The following is a 20740-nucleotide window of genomic DNA, read 5'->3' as shown; positions in this document are numbered from 1 at the left end:
CTGAATATGCTGGCTTGATATTTCCTGGTGGTGGTAATGGGAGATGGATTTTAACGGGGTGGGTGTTGTTGCTTTTCACTGTGTGGGTGGTTCAAACAACCAAAGGAATTCGCCGCCCGGGCCTCCCATCGGGCTGCCCGGGCGGCGTCAGGGCCTTGCCGCGCCGATCCCGGTCAATGCCGGCCAGAGGGGGCGCAGGTATTGACCGGGGCGTGTCGCTTCCAAGCCGGTGCCCGTGATGATGGGCGGACCGGGGGGATGGCGGTCAGGCCAGCGCCCGTGCCAGCAGGTGCACCGGGTGTTCGCAGCGAAACGCCGTGCTCATCTCGATCTGCCACTTGCAGGTCTCGCAGTCGGTGATGACCAGATCGGGTTTGAGCCGGTTTACCTGATCAAACAGCCCCTGGCCGATGGCCTGGCTGGTGTCGTAGTTCTCGGACTTGAAGCCGTAGGTGCCGGCGATGCCGCAGCACTGGGAGTCCAGCACCGTCACCTTGACGCCGGGGATGGCCCGCAGCAGCTCGAGGGTGTAGATGACGCCCCCCATCTTCTCCAGGTGGCAGGGGGTGTGGTAGGCGATGTGCAGATTGAGGGGCTTCATGGCCGGTTTGTTGCCCCGATCGAACTCGTTCCACAGGAAGCGGGTCACCAGGGAGATGCGATCCCGCACCTTGTGGTTGTCCTGCTCCAGCAGGTGGGGATATTCGTCCCGCAGGGTGAAGCCGCAGGTGGAGGAGGTGGCCAGCAGCGGCATCTCGTTGCCGAGCAGGGTGTTCTCCAGCTGCTGGATATTGAAGGCCGCCTGCTGCCTGGCCTTGTCCATGAAGCCGTTGGCAATCAGCGGCACGCCGCAGCACTTCTCCCGCGCAAGCAGCTGGACACCGATGTTCATGGCGTTGAGCACCTGCACCAGCTCCTTGCCGAGCTGGGGGTGGTTGTAGTTCACATAACAGCCGTGGAAGTAGACGATCTGGCGCGCAAAGCGGGCCTGAGTCGTTTTCTGCTTCTTGTACCAGCCGCGGAAGGTGCCTTGTGAGTATTTGGGCAAGTCCCGGTGGGAGGAGACTCCCAGCGCCTTGTCCAGCACCTGCTTCATCGGCTTGAGGCCGGTGGTGAAGTTGACCACCGGGGCCATCAGGGTGGACATGCTGCCCATCAGATCCGTGTGGGAGAGCACGAACTCGCGGATCCCCGGTTTGAAGCCGCTGTACTGGTGCTTGGCCTTGGCGATGATGTCGCCGATGCGCACCCCGCTCGGGCAGGCCACTTCGCAGCGCTTGCAGTTGGTGCAGTATTTGAGGGCGCTGTCAAAGAGCTCGGGGCTCTTGATGCGCAGCCGCTCCCCATCCGGCCCCGCCTGCTTGGGGCCGGGGTAGGCCGGGTTGGCCTTGGCCACCGGGCAGTAGGCGGTACAGACGGTGCATTTGATGCACTGATCGAAAGTCTGGTTGGCATGATCCAGTAGCATGTCAGTTCTCCTCCCGTTGGGTGTGAAGGCACGGGATATGGGGCGAAATCATCATCGGGCTGAACTCAAAATGTGACCGGCGGCCTGCCAGCTGGTGGCGACCGCGACACCTGAGCCAGAGCCCTCTTTGGATTGGGCATCGTCGTGGGCCAGCACGCCGTGTCGTTGGAGTGGGAATATGTGATTCATCTCAGCCCTCCGCCAGAATATGGCCAGCGGCTTGCCAGCCGGTGGCAACGGCCACGCCGGAGCCGGAACCTTCTTTAATGGGGTCATAGTGCGCCAGCACGCTGCCAGCGCCGTAGAGGTTGGTGAGGGGCCTGCCGCCGCGCAGCACCCGCAGCCGCTCGTCGGTCTTGACCCCGAAGCCCATGAAGGGGTGGTGGTCGAACAGGCGGCGGCCGGCCCAGGCGTCGCGCTCGGCAAGGCTCAGTACGTCGGCATCGAAGATGGGTTCACGAATGCCTCCGAGGCGCGACTCCAGCCCGCGGCTGAAGAAGCTGCCGGAGGCGAGCACGAAGTGGTCCGCCTCGAACAGCTGATCCTCCCCGTGCTGGCTGTGCACCCCGATCACCTTGTCGCCGTCATAGCGAGCGCCCAGCACCCGCTCGCTGGTGAGGAAGGTGCCGCCAAGGGCCATGAAGCGGCGCTTGAGGGCCTCCTGCATCCGCATGCCGATGAGGGACGGCGGCATGGTGGCCACCTCCTTGATGGTGCAGCCGGTGCGCCGTTCCAGCTCGCTCAGACGCGGGCCGACCAGCCCCAGCGACAGGCAGGCGGGCAGCACGATATGGCGACAGCCGGGCACACCGCATCCCTGCACCATGCGGCTGATCTCGCGGGCCAGATCCGCCAGCAGGTCCTGCTGGCCAGGCCCCTGCTTGTCGAACAGGCGGGCGATGTCGGCGGAGCGAAACTCGTGGGGATTGCGGCTGAACTGGGCGAGCTGGGGCAGGCGAATTTCCCCGGTCAGGATGCGGCTGTGGGCAAAACGGGCGTGGGTCGCGAGATTCGCCGCCGCGAGCGCCGGGTGAAAATCGCGAAACCCTTCCAGGGTGGCGAGCAGGATGGCGTCCGGGGCGGGGGCATCGGTCATGCAGGCGCAAGTGTCGGGGGAGAGCCAGGTGGCTTTGAGGGTGCCGATGGGGGTCAGCCGCTGGTGGTTGTGTTCCTGGCGCATCAAGGGTAGCCCCTCTTCTGCGCAGTGGCGTTGCAGGTCGGCCAGACTCCCCTCGATATTCTGCATCCCCACCTTGCTGTAAGGGTGATCCGGATGGGCCGCCATGAAGGCGGGCAGGGCGGCGCGGGGATCCCCGTCGCTCTCCAGCAGATCCACCGAGCCGGAGGAGAAGTGCAGGGCGCTCTGGCCGGAGGCCATCAGCAGGGTCTTCTGGCCGGCCTCGGCGAGGCGCAGGGCTGCGGAGAGGCCCGCCATGCCGCCGCCGATCACGATGCTGTCAAATTTCATGGCTGCGCTCCTTGGTGGAATTGGCGGTGCTGGCATCGAGCGGGAAGGGGGGCTCGCTCACCAGGTGGGGGGCCGTCCACTCACCAAGGCCGAACAGCCCTTCATAGATCCAGTAGGTAAATTCGGCTTCCCGCAGGGCATCGCCCCACAGCACCGGCCGGGTACCCTTGTAGCGCTCCTCCAGGAACTGGCGCAGCATGACGCAGGCCTGACGACCGTCCGCCTTGCCGTACTCCTGCATCAGGCCAGCGGCGCGATAGGCGCACAGCTCCCCCTGACAGGGGCCCATGCCGAGGCGGGTGCGGCGGCGCAGATCCACCAGGTTGTCCACGTCGAGCTCCCGCAGGGCGTATTCAATCTCGCCCGCGGTCACCATCTCGCACTCGCAGATGAGGGCGTTGGCCTTGGGGTTGTCGCGGAAAAAGGCGATGACCCGCTCGCCGTGGCGGTACTGGGCCGAGCCTTCGGCGGGTACCGAGAGACCGGGGGCGGAGACCTTCTCCGGATCCCGCGAGCCGGGCAGGCTCAGCTCGGCGGTGCGGCAGGGCTTGCTGTTGCCAAGCTTTTTGGCAAGCAAGTCGGTGGCCCATTCGGCCATCAGCCGGTAGGTCATCAGCTTGCCGCCGGTGATGGTGTTGAACCCCTGGAGGCCATCTCGTTCGGCGTGATCCAGCAGCACGATGCCGCGGCTGATGTTGCGGCCGGACTCGTCGCCATCCACCGCCACCAGGGGGCGAACGCCGGCGTAGGCGCGCAGCAATCGGGTGCGGGCCATGATGGGGGCCAGTTTTATCCCCTCGCGCAGCAGCACCTCCACCTCCTCGGGCTCGACGCTGAGCTGGTCAATCTTGTGGTAATCGATGCGACTCGACGTGGTGCCGATGAGGGAGATGGTATCGCCCGGCACCAGAATGTCCGCGTCCGCCGGTTTGCGGCAGCGGTTGAGCACCAGCTGGTTGAGGCGGTAATCCATGATGAGCAGGGAACCCTTGGCGGGGAACATGCGGATGCCGAGGTCGGCATACTCGCAGATCTGCTGGCCCCAGATGCCGGCGGCGTTGATCACCTCCTGGCACTCCACCTCGAACGCTTCGCCGGTGCGGGTGTTGATGGCCTTGACCCCGTGCACCCTATCCTGGGTGCGCAGAAGCCCCAGCACCTTGCTGTGGGTGAAGATGCGGGCGCCGTGCTCTTTCGCGTCCAGCACGTTGGCAGCGGCCAGGCGGAAGGGGTCGACCGTGCCGTCCGGCACCTGGATGGCACCGATCAGCGCCGGGTTGACGTTGGGTTCAAGGCGCAGCGCCTCGGCGGGATCCAGCTGGCGGGCGTCGATGCCCGCCAGGGCGCAGGCGTCCATGAAGGTATTTTGAAAATGGATGTCATCTTCCGGCAGGGTGATGAAGAGGCCGCCGGTGTCCTCGACGCAGTGGCTGGCGATCTGCTTGAGGATGCGGTTCTCCTGAATGCATTCGCGGGCGGACTCCTGATCCGTCACCGCGTAGCGGGCGCCGGAGTGGAGCAGGCCATGGTTGCGGCCCGTGGTGCCGGCGGCGATGTCGTCCCGCTCAAGCAGGATGCAGTCGATGCCGCGCAGCGCGCAATCGCGCATGATGCCGGCGCCGGTGGCGCCCCCCCCTATGATGACGACTTGTGTGGTGATTCTTTTCATTCGTGCCCGTCTCATCTCTTCCAGATGAGGCCAGTGTGGCGCCTCCACGACGTAAAATGTTTGATATGGGCCAAATTAATGTTCGTAAACGCTCATTAAGTGTGAGGCGATGAGCGAAATGTGATGAACCTCACGTCACCGTCGAGGCGGGCAGGGGAAAGCATGACGGGAGGGGAGAAGGCCAGCCCGGGGGCTGGCCAGAGGGCGGCGTGGGGGAAACCTCAGCCGCAGCACTTCTTGAACTTCTTGCCGCTGCCACAGGGGCAGGGGTCGTTTCGCCCGACCCGCAGCGGCGCCGGATCCTGCTCGCCGTCGGTGTAGACCCAGCGCCCCTGATGGCGCACGAAGCGGGAGCGCTCATGAAGGCAGTAACGTTCGTCCCCCTCCAGGAACCAGGCTTTGAATTCCACCATGCCGAGGATGTCATCGGGGCCGCCCTGGCTGGCGAGGATCTCGAGGCCATCCCAGCGGGTGTCGGTCGATGAGAGGTCGGCCACGGTCAGCCCGTTCAGATAGTCCGGGTGCCAGCTGTGTACCAGATATTCTCCCAATCCCAGCACGAAGGCGCTGTAGCGGGATCGCATCAGCTGCTCCGGGGTGGCGGCGGGCTGGCCTGCGTGGAGTACACCGCAGCACTTGGCAAGAAAAAGAGAGGAACCGCAAGGACATAGGTTCATGAGTCAGCTCATCTGGTCGATAATTAAAGGTGGCGGGATTGTAGCGAACGCACTTCCCTTTCGGCCAGCTTCCCATGCCGTTTAGGCAGACATCATGCAGCAATGAACACAGCACAAAGGGTGACACAATGACACTTAAGCAGAAGATCCTGTTACTGGGGGCCATCCCCGTGCTGCTGATGGCCCTGGTGGTCAATCTCAGCAACTACCTGGTGGCCAGGAGCGATCTGGAGTCGGATTTGGTGGTGGCGCGGGAGAGGGCAATCAAGGAGCGCAAGGCGCTGCTCAGCAGTTATCTGATGCTGGCCAAGACGGCCATCGAGGGCAGCTACGGCAAGCCTGACAGTCCCGAAGTGCGCCAGCAGGTGAAGGAGATATTGCGGCCGCTGCGCTATGGCAGCGACGGCTACTTCTTCGTCTACGACTATCAGGGCAATACCGTGCTGCTGCCGACCCGGCCCGAGATGGAGGGGAAGAACCGCTGGCAGGACAAGGATACCAAGGGTGCCTTCCTCATTCAGGGGATCATCAAGTCGGCGCGGGAAGGAGATGGCTTCTCGGAGTACTGGACCAACAAGCCCTCTATCGGGCGGGATGCCCCCAAGCTCTCCTTCAATCTGGTGCTCGACAAGTATCAGTGGGTCGTGGGCACGGGCTTCTACATCGACGACATCGACAATGAGCTGGCCACCCTGCGCAGCGAGCGGGAGGAGACCATGTATGGCTCCCTGAAAACCGGGGTGCTGTTCATCCTGGTGATCCTGGGGGTGACCCTGGCGGCCACCGTGGTGATCGGCAACCGGGTCACCCGCCCGCTGGCGGATGCGGTTGCCGCACTCAATGACATCGCCGACGGGGACGGGGATCTGACCCAGCGCCTCAAGGTGCAGAGCAAGGACGAGGTGGGGCAGCTGGCCGCCGCCTTCAACCGCTTTGTCGAACGGATCCAGTCGGTGGTGAGCCAGGTGGGGGAAACCAGTCACCAGTTGCTGGGGGCCGTGGATCGGCTGCATAGCCTGAGCGAGCATGCGGACAGGCAGATGCAGGGCCACGGCAAGGAGACGGATCAGGTGGTGACTGCGGTGACCGAGATGAGCTCCACCGCCCAGGAGGTGGCGGCGAGCGCCTCCAACGCCGCCAGCGCCACCAGCGATGCGGCCCGCGAGTCCGATGCGGCCCGCGGCGTGGTGAACAGCGCCATCGGCAGCATCAACCGGCTGGTGGACGAAGTGCATGTGGCGGCCGGGGTCATCGAGCAGCTCGCCCACGAGACCGGCAAGATAGGCTCCGTGGTGGAGGTCATTCGCGGCATCGCCGATCAGACCAACCTGCTGGCCCTCAACGCCGCCATCGAGGCGGCCCGGGCGGGCGAGCAGGGGCGCGGCTTTGCGGTGGTGGCGGATGAGGTGCGATCCCTCGCGGGCCGTACCCAGCAGAGCACCAAGGAGATCAACGAGATGCTCCAGCGCCTGCAGGGCGGAGTGAAACAGGCGGTGGAGGTGATGCAGGCCAGCGAGGCACGCAGCCAGGAGACGGTGCAGGAGGCGAGCCACATCGCCAGCTCCCTGGACAGCATGGTGGCGGCGGTCGGCACCATCAACGACATGAACATCCAGATCGCCACGGCCGCCGAGGAGCAGCACGCGGTCTCCGAGGAGATCAACAAGAACCTGGTGGCCATCCAGCAGATCGTCAGCGAGCTGACCGAGGCGTCCGGGGAGTCCAGCACCACCACCCGCGCCCTGGCAGGCACGGGTGACAAATTGCGCCAACTCGTCTCCCGCTTCCGTTACTAATCACATTTTTGCCGTCTGGACAGGATTTCCAGACGGCAAATTTGGGGATCGGCGCAGAATGTGTGAAAATCGCGCCATTCGTTCCTTTCGTTAGCCCCAACCCTATGAATGAGATCGTGAAAGGCAGTATCGATTTGATCCGTCAGCTCAACTACGGCCTGGTCTATGCCAGCCTGGAGGAGCACAAGGAGCTGTCCCGTACCGATCTGTCCCGTCTGACCGGCCTGTCGCCGGCCAGCATCACCAAGATCACCCGCGAGCTGCTGGACGGCGGCCTGGTGGTCACCTGCGGCGAGAGCTCGGTGGGGCGTGGCCGTCGCCAGACCCTGCTGCGCATCAACGAGCGCCGCTTCCAGTTTCTCTCCATGCGCCTGGGGCGCGGCTATGTGGACATGGCCCTGTTCGATCTCGCGGGTCACTCCCTGGCACGCCATCGCCATGTCTTCAACGAGGCGGAGCGTGCCGAGCTGCTGGCAAGCCTGGTGCGGGCCATCGAGGGCTTTTTGCCCAAGAAGGCGCTGCGTCTGGCCTGCATCGCCCTCTGCCTGCCCGGCCAGGTGGAGCGCCACTCCGGCATGGTCAAGCATTTTCCCTATTACGATCTGCGCAACTGGCCCCTCGGTCCCACCCTGCAGGAAGCCTTCTCGGTACCCGTGCTGGTGAGCGGCGACGTGCGCACTTGGATCCAGGCCGAGCGGGAGTGGGGCGCCGCCAGGAACTGCTCGGATGCGGTGCTGGTGTTCGTGCACAACGACATCGGGGTCGGCATGGTGGTCAATGGCCAGCTCATCGAGAGCGAGTCGGCTCTGCTCGGGGATCTCAGCCACCTGCAGCTCGAACCCTATGGCCAGCGCTGCTACTGCGGTGGCTTCGGCTGCGCCTGCACCCTCGTGACCAATCAGGCGCTGGAGGCGCAATATCGGGAGCTGCGCGAACGGATGCAGGAGTTCGATCTGCCCGAAAGCGTCACCATCCGCGAGCTGTGCGAGCTGGCGCTGGCCGGCAACAGCCTGTGTCAGGACATCCTGCACCAGGCTGCAGGCCGCCTTTCCCGGGTGCTGGCGAACCTCATCTGCCTGCTCAATCCGGGCAAGCTGCTGCTTGGGGGGGAGATCACCCGGGCCGATCGACTGCTCTTCCCCATGTTGCACCAGTCCCTGGCAAGCCAGTTGCCCGCCGAGTACCTGGTGCGCCTGCAGATTGAATCCACCCACTTCTACGAAGATCCCACCAAACCCACCTCGGTGCAGGTGCACAAGGCCCTGCGCGATGGCAGTCTGCTGCTCGACTTGTTGCGAGGCGACAAGGAGGCATGAGGCTCGGGTTGCAAGGACGCTTCCTGCTCATTCTCTGTCTGGTCAGTCTGTTGCAACTGGTGTTGCTGAGCGGGGCCAGCTACTACTATGTCGCCGAGCAGCGCTACCGGGAGGTGGGGGATCAGGCCCTGGACGTGGCACGGCTGGTGGCGCGAGAGTCCGGCATTATTGCCGGGGTGAAGCGGGCGGACACGGTGCGCCTCAATGCCCTGGTGGAGCGGATCCGAACCGAGGTCGGGGCCAGCTACATCGTCATCGGGGACAGGCAGGCCACCCGCCTGGCACACCCCAATGCGGACCGGATTGGCAAACCCATGGTGGGGGATGATCCCGAGCGTGCCCTGCAGGGGGAAGCCTATATCTCCAGGGCCCAAGGGTCCCTTGGGGTCTCGGTGCGCGGCAAGGGGCCCATCCGTGACGAGATGGGCAAGATCATCGGGGTGGTGTCGGTCGGCTATCTGGTGCGGGACATCGATGCGGATCTGCAGGACTATTTGCGCTTCGGCCTGGCCATGACCTTGCTCATCGTGCTGCTCAACAGTGTCGCCGCCGCCTGGCTGGCCCGACGCTACAAGAAGGCGATTTTCGGCTTTGAACCCGAGCAGATGGGGCGTCTCTATGCGGAGCTCGACTGTACCCTGCGCACGGTGCGCGAGGGGATCCTCACCATCGACGAGCAAGGGCGCCTCACCTCCCTGAACCCCAACGGCATCAAGCTGCTGCGCCTGGACGACACCACCGCCAGGAGCGCCATCGGCCAGCCCATCGGTCACCTGCTGCCGGGCAGTCGCATGCTCTCCATCCTGCAAGAGCAGACCCCCCAGTTTGACGAGGAGATAGTGCTCAACGGCCAGTCCCTCATCGTCAACCGGTTGCCGCTGGTGCGCGAGGGCAAGCTGATCGGCGCCGTGTCGAGTTTTCGGCGCAAGGACGAGCTGGCGGAACTCAGTGCCCAGCTCTCCCAGGTGCAGGCCTACAGCGATCTGCTGCGGGTGCAGACCCACGAGCACAACAACCAGCTCGGGACCATCGCCGGCCTCATTGAGCTCGGTGCCACCCGGGAGGCGCTCGCCTTCATCGGGCGGGAGGCGGCCACGGAGCAGACCCTGCTCGGCTTCCTGATGGGGGCCATCGCCAAACCCAAGGTGGCGGGGTTGCTGCTCGGCAAATACCACAGGGCACACGAGCTCGGTCTTGAGCTCGTGATCGATCCCGATGCCCGTCTGCACGACATTCCTGCCCGTGTCAGCGGTTCCCAGCTGGTAACGGTGCTGGGCAACCTCATCGACAACGCCTTCGAGGCGACCCGCCGCCACGGTGCGCCCTATCAGCCCATCCGGGTTTCCCTGAGCGATCTGGGGCAGGATCTGGTGCTGGAGGTGGAAGACGGGGCTGGCGGCATCGACCCGCAGTTGGCGGACAGGTTGTTCGAACAGGGGGTCAGCAGCAAGCCCGAGCCAGGACACGGTATCGGGCTCTCCCTGGTGCGCAAGACCCTGGATGCCCTGCAGGGGGAGATCACCATCGAAGCCACGACGCAGGGAAGTTGCGTCGTCTGTTACATTCCCAAGGAGGTGTGAGTGATCAAGATCCTGATCGTCGAGGATGATCCCGCCATTGCCGAGATCCACCGCCGCTTCGTGCAGCGCCTCGCCGGTTTCGAGGTGCTGGGGGTGGCGTTGACCCTGTTCGATGCCAGGGAGCAGATAGGGATCCTCCGGCCCGATCTGGTGCTGCTGGATGTCTGGTTGCCCGATGGAGAGGGGTTCTCGCTATTGAGAGAGCTGCGCCAGGCGGGGGCGAGTCTGGATGTGATCCTGCTCACCGCTGCGCGGGAAGCCGCTGCCCTGCAGGAGGCGATGCGCCTCGGGGTGGTGGATTTCATCTTGAAGCCCGTGGTGTTCGAGCGGCTGCGCGACACCCTGGAGAAGTACCGTCAGAGCATCGCCGCCCTGGCGGCGTTGGCCGACATCGACCAGCAGGCGGTGGACACCCTGTTCGGTACGCCGTTGCAGCAGGTGGCGGCAGAGGGACTGCCCAAGGGCATCGATGCTCTCACCCTGCAGCGGGTGCTGACGGCCCTGACTCCGGAGGCCGCCAGTGCCGAGGAGATAGGCAGCCGGATAGGGGTGAGCCGGACCACGGCGCGCCGCTATCTGGAATTTCTGGTGGGGCAGCGACTGGCGAGCCCCGAGCTCGAATATGGCACCGTCGGGCGGCCGGAGCGGCGTTACCGCAAGCCGTGATCCGGTCGCCCGGAACCTGTTGTCCAGACAAGAAAAGAGCGCCTTTCGGCGCTCTTTTTATCAGGGTTTGCTTCCCGTGGGCATCAAGGTCTCTGCGCGTTATGGTCAGGGTTCAGAGGTGGCAGAGGCTCATCGATTCAGTGGCTGGTGGCAGGCTCCCCCTTGGGGGCCCGGCGAGCCTGCCACCACTGCCAGACGGGCAGCAGCAACATGGTCAGGGTGATCACCGTGAAGGCGAGGGTGATGGGGCGCTCCCACAGGAAGCTCAGGCTGCCGTCGTTGATCACCAGAGCCCGGCGCAGGTTGTCCTCCAGCATGCCCCCCAGGATAAAGCCGAGCAGCATGGGGGCCATGGGGAAGGTGAGCAGGCGCAGGCCGATGGCGATCAGTGCAACGATGGCCATCACATGGATGTCCATGGTGTTGAAGGAGACCAGATAGACCCCGGTCAGGGAGAACAGCAGCACCATGGGGATGAGCACGGGGCGCGGCACCGCCAGTACCCGGGCCAGGTAGGGGATGAGGGGGAGGTTCAGGATCAACAGCACCACGTTGCCCAGATACATGGAGATGATCACCGACCAGAAGACGTCCGGATGCTCCATGAACAGACGCGGGCCCGGCTGGATGCCGTAGGCCACCAGGGCGCCCAGGATGAGGGCCGTGGTGCCGGAGCCCGGGATCCCCAGGGTCAGCAGGGGCACGAAGGAGCCGGTGGAGGCGGCGTTGTTGGCCGCTTCCGGGGCGGCCAGGCCGCGCAGGCTGCCCTTGCCGAACTGCTCCTGGCGCTGCTTGCCGGCGATGTTGCGCTCGGCCCCATAGGCCATGAAGGCGGCGATGGTGGCACCGGCTCCCGGCAGCACGCCGATGAGAAAGCCCAGCACCGAGGAGCGGGCGATGGGGGGCGCGATTTCCCTGACCTCTTCCTTGCTGAGCTTGAGGCTGCCGAGCTGCTGCATCTGCCTGGCCTCTTCCTCGCTGTTGTCCTTGCCGGGGCGCAGCACCGCCATCAGGATCTCCGCGAGGGCAAAGGTGGCCATGGCCAGCAGCAGGAAGGAGAAGCCGTCACGCAGGTCCGGCAGGCCGAAGGTAAACCTGTCTACTCCGACACTGCGGTCGATGCCGATGGTGGAGATCATGATGCCGAACAGCGCCATGATCAGCGCCTTGAGCACCTGCCCCTTGCCGGCAAAGGCCGCCACGGCGGAGAGGCCCAGCACCATGAGGGCGAAGTAATCCGCTGACTGGAAGGAGAGGGAGACCTTGGCGAGCAGGGGCGCCGCCACCATCAGCATGATGGCGGAGAGGGTGCCGCCGGTGAAGGAGGCGTAGGCGGCGATGGCCAGCGCCTTGCCCGCCTGTCCCTTGCAGGCCAGGGGATAGCCGTCGAAGGCGGTGACCACGGTGGCGGAGCAGCCGGGGGCGTTGATCAGGATGGAGGAGGTGGAGCCCCCGAAGATGGCGCCGTAATAGACCCCCGCCATCAAGATGATGCCGGAGGCCGGATCCAGGCCATAGGTGATGGGGATCATCAGGGCGATGGCGGTGACCGGGCCAAGGCCCGGCAACATGCCGATAAAGGTGCCGATGAAGCAGCCAAGCACCACCATCATCAGGTTGACCGGCAGCAGTGCGGTGCCGAGTCCTTGCAAGATTCCGTCTAACATGGTGACTCCTTAGAAACCGAGCAGGGTGAACAGGCGACCCGGCTCCAGATAGACGTTGAGCCCCTTGGTGAGCAGGGCCCAGAAGCCGATGGAGAAGGGGACGCTGATCATCAGGCCGTAGCGCAGGCTGGGCTCACCGAGTACCCGGATGCCCACGCTCAGGAAGGCGATGGTCGAGAGCACGAAGCCAAACCAGGTGAGCCCCAGTCCGTAGATGACCATGAGCCCGAGCAGGATGAAGACCCGGCGCCAGTCCCCCTCTTCCCGGCGCAGGGGCTCGCCCCCGGGGAAGAGCACCAGCAGCAGGGAGAGCAGCGCCCCGATCCCGGCCAGGGCATAGGGCAGGGTACTGGCGGTGAAGGGTTCGTATTCGTCGCCGGGGTAGCCCGGTATCTCGGTGGCGTAGTAGCCATAGGCGAGGGAGAGCAGCAGAAACAGCAGGCCCCCCAGTCGCTCCTTGGTAATGTTCATCTCTTGACTCCAACATGAGCGGCGGGCCTGCGCCCGCCTGCAAGGTGACAACGAGGGTTACTTGATGAAGCCGAGCTCGCGCATCAGGCCGCCGATCTGCTGCTCCTGGCCGTCAAGGAAGGCGGTGAACTCGGGACCGGACTGGTAGAGGTTGGTCCAGCTGTTGCGGCTGCGGACCACTTCCCACTCCGGCTTGTCGTACATCTGCTTGAGCAGGGCGGCAAACTCGGCGGATTTCTCCGGGCTGATGGTGGGGGAGGCGAAGTAACCGCGCCAGTTGGCGAAGACGGTGGGGTTGTTCTGCTCGCTGAAGGTGGGGATCTGCTCCGCCCCCGGCAGGCGTTTGTCGGAAGTGACCCCGAGGATCCGCATCTGGCCCGACTTGACCGCTTCCATTGCCTCGCCAAAGCCGGTGGAGATGGCCTGGGTCTCTCCGGCCAGCACGGCGGCCATGGCGCTGCCACCGGCATCGTAGGCGACGTAGCGCAGCTTGCTGGCGTCGGCCCCGGCGTTCTTGAAGGTCAGGGCGGCGACCAGGTGATCCAGGCTGCCACGGGCGGAACCCCCGGCGATCTTCACCTTGGCCGGGTTCTCCTCGTAGGCTGCCAGCAGCTGGGCCCAGTTCTGATAGGGGGAGTCCGCTTTCACCGCCAGTGCCTGGTAGTCGGCGATGATGGCGGCCACTGGCGTCAGGTCACGGAAGGACTGGGGCAGCTCCTTGGAGAGGGATTTGACGATGATGGGGGTGGAGTTGACCATCAGGGTCTTGTCGGACTGGGCCGAGGTCTCGATGAGGTGGGCGATGGCCTTGGCGCCGCCACCGGCGGACATGTTCTGGTAGGAGACGGTCTTGACCAGACCGGACTTGGCCAGCACTTCACCGGTGCCGCGGGCCGTGGTATCCCAGCCGCCGCCAGCGCCGCCCGGGATCAGGAAGTGGACTTCGTTGATCTGGGCGTGGGCGCCGACGCTCAGTGCGAGCAGGCTACCGATCAGGGTGCGTTTGAGGGTTCCTTGCAACATGGTGCTCTCCTTGTGATTGTTGCAAGAAGGTTAATTAATCATGTCTGGCTGGAAAACAATCTGACCGTAATGGCTATTAAGGCTGTTGTGACCATTGTGTTCATTCTGGTCATGGGCCGAAGAGGGGCGCGCGCATAGAAACGAGGCGCTCGTGAGCGCCTCGTCCGGCAAGGCTCACTGGGTCGGTTTCGCCGCCGATGTGCTGACGTCCTCCTTCGCCTCCTGTTTCAGGGCATCGCTCGCCTGCTGGCGCAGGGCCACCTGCTCCATCACCAGCTTGTAGGCGATGTAGTACTTGTAGATGTTGCCCACATAGGTGACCGTCTCGGGGCCGATTTTCTCCGCCGCCACGTACTCGACATTGTGGAACCAGACGTTGGGATCCAGCCCCCGTTTTCTGGCCTCGGCGCGGAGCCGCGCCACCCGGGCGGGGCCGGCATTGTAGGAGGCGAACGAGAAGAGGGCCTTGTCGAGGGCGGTCATGGGCTCGTCCGCATAGTAGTGATCGATCATCCAGCGCATGTATTTGACGCCGCCGTGAATATTGGGCTCGAGCTGGCGTATGTCGCCGACCTTCAGCCCCTTGCCGGTGGCGGGCATGATCTGCATGATGCCGATGGCGCCCACATGGCTGCGGGCATGATGGTTGAGGGCGGACTCCTGGTAGCCCTGGGCAGCCATCAGCAGCCAGTCCATGTCATAGCGCTCGCCATATTCACGGAACAGCTCGACCACCTGCAGGAATTTCTTGCGCTCCGCCTCGGCGGCGGCGCTTTTGACGAACTTGTTCTGCTTGAGATAACGGGCCAGGATCTCGTCCCCCGTCGCCTTGCCGCGCAGCGCCTTTATCTGCTCGTTGAGCATGGCGAGCAACTGGGGACTCTCCTTGCGCACCGCCCAGGCGATGACGCCCCCTTCCCGGAACACGGGGGTGTCGTGAATGGTGATCCCGGGGAAAATCTTTTGCCAGAAGCGGGCCTTGTGCTCGTCCATGACGATGAAGGGGAGCAGGCCTGCGTTCACCATCTCCACCAGATCTTCATCTTCGAGCACCTCCGAGGCGGGTTGGAGGTCGATGAGGGGCTCTCCCGCCGACTTGCGAGCCTGGTTGTAGGCGAGCAGGCTCTCGTAGTAGCTGGAGGAGGGGCGCACGAAGACGCGCTGGCCCCCGAGATCGGCGGCGTTTTCCACCTTGGGGGAGAGGGGTCCGGAGACGAGCAGCTCCCGCACGTTTTCAAGCAGGGGATCGGTGAAGGCGATACCCTGTTGCCTGCGTTTGTCCGTGATGGTGAGGTTGGCGGCGGCGATGTCGCCTTTGCCTTCGATAAGGGAGCTCAGCAGGGCTTCCCGGGCCACGGGAATGAAGACAAAGTGCACCTTGAGGTGGCGTTTGATCGCCTTTTGCTTGCGCAACTGTTCGTTGAGGCGCTTTTCCACCTGCATGAAGGCATCGTAGGTGGCCCCCCGTTGCACGCCCTTGGTGATGAAAAATCCTGTCTTGTTGTAGGTGGTGAGCACCCGGATGGTGCGCTGCTCCAGCATGACGTCGAGATCTCCCAGCCTGGGTTTGGCAAGCTCGTCGTTTGCAAAGCTCAGGGCGCTTTTCTCCGTCTCTGCCTCGGGGGCCACCTGCTTGCCGGATTCGGCCCCCCAGGCTGGCGTCAGGGAGCAGAACCACCAGATCACAATCATCCATGCGCGTTTCATCACTTACACCTCGCTCGTTTTATTGAGTGTAAGTGGCACCTTGTAGAGGATTTAGCTTATTGGGTTTGATAGACCCGTCCCCATAGCACGATTTTCACTATTCCATCCAGGAGTGCCCGCCCATGAAAAAAGGAGCCTCGAGGCTCCCTTTTTTCATGGGCGGGCAGGTACTCTGCGGCTAGAACCAGAAGCCGATGATGAAGGAGCCCGCCAGGGTCAGCATGACGTTGGCCACCGCATAGGTGCCGGCGTAGCCGAGCGCCGGGATGGAGCTGTTGGCCGCCTCGTTCACCACGTCCATGGCCGGGGCGCAGGTACGTGCCCCGGTGATGGCACCAAGCAGCAGGGCCGGGTTCATTTTCAGCACCCAGACACCGAACAGGTAGCCTACCAGCACTGGCAAGGTGGTCACCAGCATGCCGGAGAAGAGTACCACCATCCCCACTTCGCTCAGGTGATCAAGGATGCCGCCCCCCGCCTTGAGGCCGGTACTCACCATGAAGACGGCGAGTCCGAGATCCTTGGCAAGGCGCAGGGCGCCTGGTGGCACATAGCCCACCGTGGGGTGGTTGGCACGCAGGTAGCCCATCAGGATCCCCGCCAGCAGCAGGCCGACGGCATTGCCGAGGCCGAACTCTATCTGGCCGAACACCAGGGAGACGGAGCCGATGAGCAGGCCCAGCACGAAGAAGGTGGCGAAGGCCACCAGATCCGTGGTCTGGCTGTGGATGCTGATGAAGCCTATCTTGTTGGCCAGCAGCTTGACCCGCTGCTTCTCGCCGCTGATCTGCAGCACGTCGCCCTTTTGCAGCATGATGTTGCGATCGAACGGCATCTCTATCTGGGAGCGCACCACCCGGTTGAGGAAGCATCCCTTCTCGGTGAGGTTGAGCTCCACCAGATGGCGACCCACCACGGCATCATTTTTCACCACGATCTCTTCGGTGACGATCTGCAGGTCAAGGAGGTTGCGATCGAACACCTCCTTGCCGTTGCGGTAGTTGACGTCGAGCTTCTCGTGGCTCTCGGGGTAGCCCACCAGGGCGATCTCGTCCCCTTCCTGAATGACGGCGTCACCATCGGGGCTGGCCAGAATGCCGTTGCGGCGAATGCGCTCCACATAGCAGCCTGTGTGGGGATAAATGCCGGTTTCGCGCAGGGTACGACCGCCGATCCAGGCGGCGAGCTCCGGGCCGACCCGATAGGCGCGGATGATGGGCAGATAGGTCTTGCGGCTCTCGCTGTCGGAGAGCCCCCGCTCGCGGGCGATCTTCTGGGCCTCGGTGTTGAGATCCAGCCTGGCCAGGGAAGGAAGGTAGCGTACCACCAGCATCAGGCCCACCAGGCCCACCAGGTAGGTCAGGGCGTAGCCTATCCCCATGTTGTCGAGCACCGACTGCATGTCTGTCTGGTGGGGCAGGTTGAGCAATCCGCTTCGCAGGGCGTCCTGGGCCCCCACCAGGGCCGGCGTGGAGGTGAGAGAACCTGCCAGAATGCCGGCGGCCATGCCGGGCCCCAGATTGAAGAACTTGGCGAGCCCCACGGTCAGCAGCAGGGCCGACAGCAGGATCACCAGGGTCAGGGTGATGTAGTGGATGCCGTCGCGAAGGAAGACGCTGAAAAAGTGCGGCCCCGCTTCAATCCCCACGCAGAAGATGAACAGCATGAAGCCGACGTTTTCAGTGGAGGTGGAAAACTGGAATCCCATCTGGCCAAACAGCAGGGCGGTGAAGAGCACGCCTATGGTGTTGCCTATCTGGAAGTTGCCGATGCGTACCTTGCCCAGCAGCAGCCCGAAGGCCAGTACCACGAACAGCAGCAGTGAGTCGCTTTGATGTAGCAGTGTCACGAAATCTATGGTCATGCCCGGAAAAACCGAGGAAAAAAGTGGGGCCGATATTGTGCCGGATCCTGTATCAAGAAAGAAGCGCCAAAGCGGATTAACAGCCAGTTAAGTGCTGGTCTCTTCGGTGAAGATAGGGATGCGAGGGGGGGCTGGGGAAAACACCTCTATTTTACGCTGCAAGGCCCGCTGTCAATGAGTGAAATATGCTGTCGAGCAGAGAGGGGATGACGCTCCTGTGGACAATTTATTACCTGCTGCATGGGGAGCAAACGGGCATGTTTTTCAGCATTTTCCACTGAGGAAATTGAAGGGTAACAAAAGAGACTCATGACTCATCCGGCGAGGGCTGACCCGCAGGACGCGGCATAGCGAAAAAAAATCCCCCACAGGCAGCACCGCGAGTCGATTCATCCCATTTAGGGGGGAAGGGAAAAACAGCAGAAAATGGGGAAGAGCGGGGGCAGCCATCGCAAACCGGGGACAATGGCTGCCAGCCCAGATGAACCGTGGCTTTGGTCAAGTTACCCACAGAAACTGTGGATAACCCTGTTCATGAAACTTGGCGATCAGGCTGAAAGCCGCGCCAATACTGGGCTGCAAGGACTGTTCAAAAAATACCTGCAATAAATTGTTTCTATAAAAATCAAATAGTTATGCGCAGCAGAACAAAACGCTGCTGGTCAGTAACGGGAGATCAAAAGGGAGTCAGGCCGCAGGGAAGGGCTTGTGCATTAAAATTGGAAGAGGAAAGCACTAAAGTGGATAACTTGCACCGAGATGGTGAGGAATTGGCTCCCCCGACTGGACTTGAACCAGTGACATACGGATTAACAGTCCGCCGTTCTACCGACTGAACTACGGGGGAACATCAGGCAAGGAGGTGCATCATACAGAGGTCGTATTTCGGGGTCAATAGCCATCAGGGAGGGTGAGCGGATACCCAGCTCCTTCAACTCGGGGTACACTGCTCCCTTGCCGTTTTTTGCCGGGAGTCGTCATGAGCAAGTTATTCCAGTTGGCCAGCCAGTTTCAACCCGCCGGGGATCAGCCGAGGGCCATCGCCCAGCTGCTTGATGGCATCGAGTCGGGACTGGCCCACCAGACCCTGCTCGGGGTGACCGGTTCGGGCAAGACCTTTACCATGGCCAACGTCATCGCGACCCTCAATCGTCCCACCATGATCCTGGCCCCCAACAAGACCCTGGCGGCTCAGCTTTACGGGGAGATGAAGGAGTTCTTCCCCGACAACGCGGTGGAGTATTTCGTCTCTTATTACGACTACTACCAGCCCGAAGCCTATGTGCCGACCACGGACACCTTCATCGAGAAGGATGCCTCCATCAACGATCACATCGAGCAGATGCGGCTGTCAGCCACCAAGGCGCTGCTGGAGCGGCGTGACGTGGTGATCGTCGCCTCGGTGTCGGCCATCTATGGTCTGGGGGATCCCCAGGCCTACCTCAGCATGATGCTGCACCTCAAAGTGGGGGACGTGATCAATCAGCGGGATATCCTGCGCCGCCTCGCCGAACTGCAGTACACCCGCAACGACATGGCCTTCCAGCGCGGCACCTTCCGGGTGCGGGGGGAGGTGATCGACATTTACCCCGCCGAGTCTGACAAGCTGGCCCTGCGGGTGGAACTGTTTGATGAAGAGGTAGAACGCCTCTCCCTGTTCGATCCCCTGACCGGTGCCATCGAGCAGACGGTGGTGCGCTACACCATCTACCCCAAGACCCACTACGCCACCCCGCGGGAAACCATCCTGGGGGCCATCGATCACATCAAGGAGGAGCTCAAGGGGCGGCGTGAGCAGCTGATGAGCCTCAACAAGCTGGTGGAGGAGCAGCGCATCAGCCAGCGCACCCAGTTCGACATGGAGATGATGCAGGAGCTGGGCTACTGCTCCGGTATCGAGAACTACAGCCGCTACCTCTCCGGTCGCGCGCCGGGTGAGCCGCCGCCCACCCTGTTTGACTACCTGCCGGGGGACGGCCTGCTCATCATCGACGAATCCCACGTCACGGTGCCGCAGATCGGCGCCATGTTCAAAGGGGACAGATCCCGCAAGGAGACCCTGGTGGAGTACGGCTTCCGGCTTCCCTCGGCGCTGGACAACCGGCCCCTCAAGTTCGACGAGTTCGAGGCGCTGATGCCCCAGACGGTGTTCGTCTCGGCGACCCCGGGCCCCTACGAGCTGGAAAAGTCCGGCGGTGACGTGGTGCAGCAGGTGGTGCGTCCCACCGGCCTGCTCGATCCCGAGGTGGAAGTGCGGCCGGTCAGCACCCAGGTGGACGATCTGCTCTCCGAGATCCGCAAGCGGGTCGCCGTGGAGGAGCGGGTGCTGGTCACGACACTGACCAAGCGGATGGCGGAGGACTTGACCGAATACCTGGCGGATCACGAGGTACGGGTGCGCTATCTGCACTCGGACATTGATACCGTGGAGCGGGTGGAGATCATCCGCGACCTGCGCCTTGGCAAGTTCGATGTGCTGGTGGGCATCAACCTGCTGCGCGAAGGCCTCGACATGCCGGAAGTCTCCCTGGTGGCCATTCTGGATGCGGATAAAGAGGGCTTCCTGCGATCCACCCGCTCCCTCATTCAGACCATCGGCCGGGCGGCACGAAACCTCAACGGCAAGGTGATCCTCTACGGCGATACCATCACCAACTCCATGAAGGTCGCGATTGAAGAGACCGAGCGGCGCCGCGCCCTGCAACACGCCCACAACCTGGAACACGGCATCGTGCCGAAGGGGCTCAACAAGGCCATCGGCGATGTGATGGACATGGGGGGCAGCCGCACGGCGGGCAAGGCCGGCAAGGGGAGTCGCAAGGCTGCCGAACCGCAAGGGGAGTACCATGCCCGCTCTGCCAGCGAGATCAGCAAGGAGATCAAGCGGATGGAAGAGCAGATGTTCCAGCATGCGCGGGATCTGGAGTTCGAACAGGCGGCGGCGCTGCGGGATCAGATCCAGCGGCTGCACGGCGAGCTGATCGCGTCATGAGCGCCAGACGCTGGCTCATCTGGCGGCGTTTGCGCCGCCTCTATCAGGGCTTTCGCCACCCAGGCACACCCTGGTGGGCGAAGGGGCTGGTGATCCTTATCCTGCTCTATGGCATCAGCCCGGTGGACGTTGTCCCCGATGTGGTGCCTCTCCTTGGCTGGCTCGACGACGCGACCCTGTTGCTGCTCCTCTTGTGGGGCTGGGAGAAATGCCTGCCCGGCGAGGTGCTGGCCGCTCTGGACAAGGCCGAGTGAGCAGAACCCTACGTTCAGGGAAAGGGGAAAAGAAGGGGGGATTGAATGACTCCCTTCATGGGGTTCGAAAAAGGGGACCATGGGGAGATTGTGAGCCAGGTCTCATTGGCGTAGACTCCACG

15 protein-coding genes and 1 tRNA gene are annotated in these 20740 nt (G+C 63.3%); 6 read left to right on the top strand and 10 right to left on the bottom strand.

The genetic code is table 11. From position 1 onward, the window contains the following. Positions 1-265 precede the first annotated feature (265 nt). From glpC to AB5Y47_RS04525, 4 genes are all read right to left on the bottom strand, one after another. A complete protein-coding gene (gene glpC / locus AB5Y47_RS04540; RefSeq protein WP_368219896.1) occupies positions 266-1468 on the bottom strand; it encodes an anaerobic glycerol-3-phosphate dehydrogenase subunit GlpC in 1203 nt (400 codons plus the stop codon). A gap of 190 nt (positions 1469-1658) precedes the next feature. Continuing rightward, on the bottom strand, positions 1659-2936 hold the full coding sequence (gene glpB / locus AB5Y47_RS04535; protein ID WP_316287592.1) for a glycerol-3-phosphate dehydrogenase subunit GlpB: 1278 nt from the start codon (positions 2934-2936) through the stop codon (positions 1659-1661). Further along, on the bottom strand, positions 2926-4605 hold the full coding sequence (gene glpA / locus AB5Y47_RS04530) for an anaerobic glycerol-3-phosphate dehydrogenase subunit A (RefSeq protein ID WP_368219894.1): 1680 nt from the start codon (positions 4603-4605) through the stop codon (positions 2926-2928). Before glpA ends, glpB begins: the two co-directional genes overlap by 11 nt. A 221-nt stretch (positions 4606-4826) precedes the next feature. Next, positions 4827-5282: a YchJ family protein gene (locus AB5Y47_RS04525; RefSeq protein ID WP_080560511.1), complete on the bottom strand. Its 456-nt coding sequence runs from the start codon at positions 5280-5282 to the stop codon at positions 4827-4829. Between the two features lie 128 nt (positions 5283-5410). Here AB5Y47_RS04525 and AB5Y47_RS04520 point away from each other — a divergent pair, with 128 nt between their 5' ends. The 4 genes from AB5Y47_RS04520 to AB5Y47_RS04505 all read left to right on the top strand — a co-directional run bounded on the left by AB5Y47_RS04520 (position 5411) and on the right by AB5Y47_RS04505 (position 10640). Next, positions 5411-7078, top strand: coding sequence for a methyl-accepting chemotaxis protein (locus AB5Y47_RS04520; protein ID WP_010674921.1), 1668 nt, complete (start codon positions 5411-5413; stop codon positions 7076-7078). 104 nt (positions 7079-7182) lie between these two features. After that, on the top strand, positions 7183-8394 hold the full coding sequence (locus AB5Y47_RS04515; protein WP_029314606.1) for an ROK family transcriptional regulator: 1212 nt from the start codon (positions 7183-7185) through the stop codon (positions 8392-8394). After that, a complete protein-coding gene (locus AB5Y47_RS04510; RefSeq protein WP_010674919.1) occupies positions 8391-9974 on the top strand; it encodes a sensor histidine kinase in 1584 nt (527 codons plus the stop codon). The genes AB5Y47_RS04515 and AB5Y47_RS04510 overlap by 4 nt, the downstream gene beginning before the upstream one ends. Then, positions 9975-10640 (top strand): response regulator, encoded by a 666-nt coding sequence (locus tag AB5Y47_RS04505; protein WP_261999491.1) that lies wholly within the window; start codon positions 9975-9977, stop codon positions 10638-10640. Between the two features lie 137 nt (positions 10641-10777). On the opposite strand, the gene AB5Y47_RS04500 is transcribed toward AB5Y47_RS04505, so the two are convergent. The 6 genes from AB5Y47_RS04500 to AB5Y47_RS04475 all read right to left on the bottom strand — a co-directional run bounded on the left by AB5Y47_RS04500 (position 10778) and on the right by AB5Y47_RS04475 (position 18219). Further along, positions 10778-12307, bottom strand: coding sequence for a tripartite tricarboxylate transporter permease (locus AB5Y47_RS04500; RefSeq protein ID WP_045524545.1), 1530 nt, complete (start codon positions 12305-12307; stop codon positions 10778-10780). Between the two features lie 9 nt (positions 12308-12316). After that, complete coding sequence (locus AB5Y47_RS04495) at positions 12317-12778, bottom strand: tripartite tricarboxylate transporter TctB family protein (protein ID WP_005300329.1); 462 nt, start codon at positions 12776-12778, stop codon at positions 12317-12319. Between the two features lie 57 nt (positions 12779-12835). After that, the gene (locus tag AB5Y47_RS04490; protein WP_010674916.1) at positions 12836-13801 is read right to left on the bottom strand and encodes a tripartite tricarboxylate transporter substrate binding protein; all 966 of its coding nucleotides are present in this window, start codon (positions 13799-13801) and stop codon (positions 12836-12838) included. Between the two features lie 174 nt (positions 13802-13975). After that, complete coding sequence (locus AB5Y47_RS04485) at positions 13976-15508, bottom strand: transporter substrate-binding domain-containing protein (RefSeq protein ID WP_368219892.1); 1533 nt, start codon at positions 15506-15508, stop codon at positions 13976-13978. A 178-nt stretch (positions 15509-15686) separates the two neighbouring features. Continuing rightward, on the bottom strand, positions 15687-17372 hold the full coding sequence (locus tag AB5Y47_RS04480) for an aspartate:alanine antiporter (protein WP_029314601.1): 1686 nt from the start codon (positions 17370-17372) through the stop codon (positions 15687-15689). Positions 17373-18143: 771 nt separating this feature from the next. Further along, positions 18144-18219: transfer RNA gene (locus AB5Y47_RS04475), tRNA-Asn, on the bottom strand. 132 nt (positions 18220-18351) lie between these two features. Between AB5Y47_RS04475 and uvrB the strand changes: the two genes are divergently transcribed. Together uvrB and AB5Y47_RS04465 are read left to right on the top strand one after the other, a co-directional pair. Beyond that, positions 18352-20364, top strand: coding sequence for an excinuclease ABC subunit UvrB (uvrB, locus tag AB5Y47_RS04470; protein WP_368219891.1), 2013 nt, complete (start codon positions 18352-18354; stop codon positions 20362-20364). After that, on the top strand, positions 20361-20618 hold the full coding sequence (locus AB5Y47_RS04465) for a DUF1232 domain-containing protein (protein WP_010674910.1): 258 nt from the start codon (positions 20361-20363) through the stop codon (positions 20616-20618). The genes uvrB and AB5Y47_RS04465 overlap by 4 nt, the downstream gene beginning before the upstream one ends. Positions 20619-20740: the final 122 nt, after the last annotated feature.

Origin of the sequence: Aeromonas sp. R7-2 (genome assembly GCF_040908105.1) — a bacterium.
Lineage (GTDB): Bacteria > Pseudomonadota > Gammaproteobacteria > Enterobacterales > Aeromonadaceae > Aeromonas > Aeromonas caviae.
This window is presented reverse-complemented; position numbering and strand designations above follow the sequence as displayed.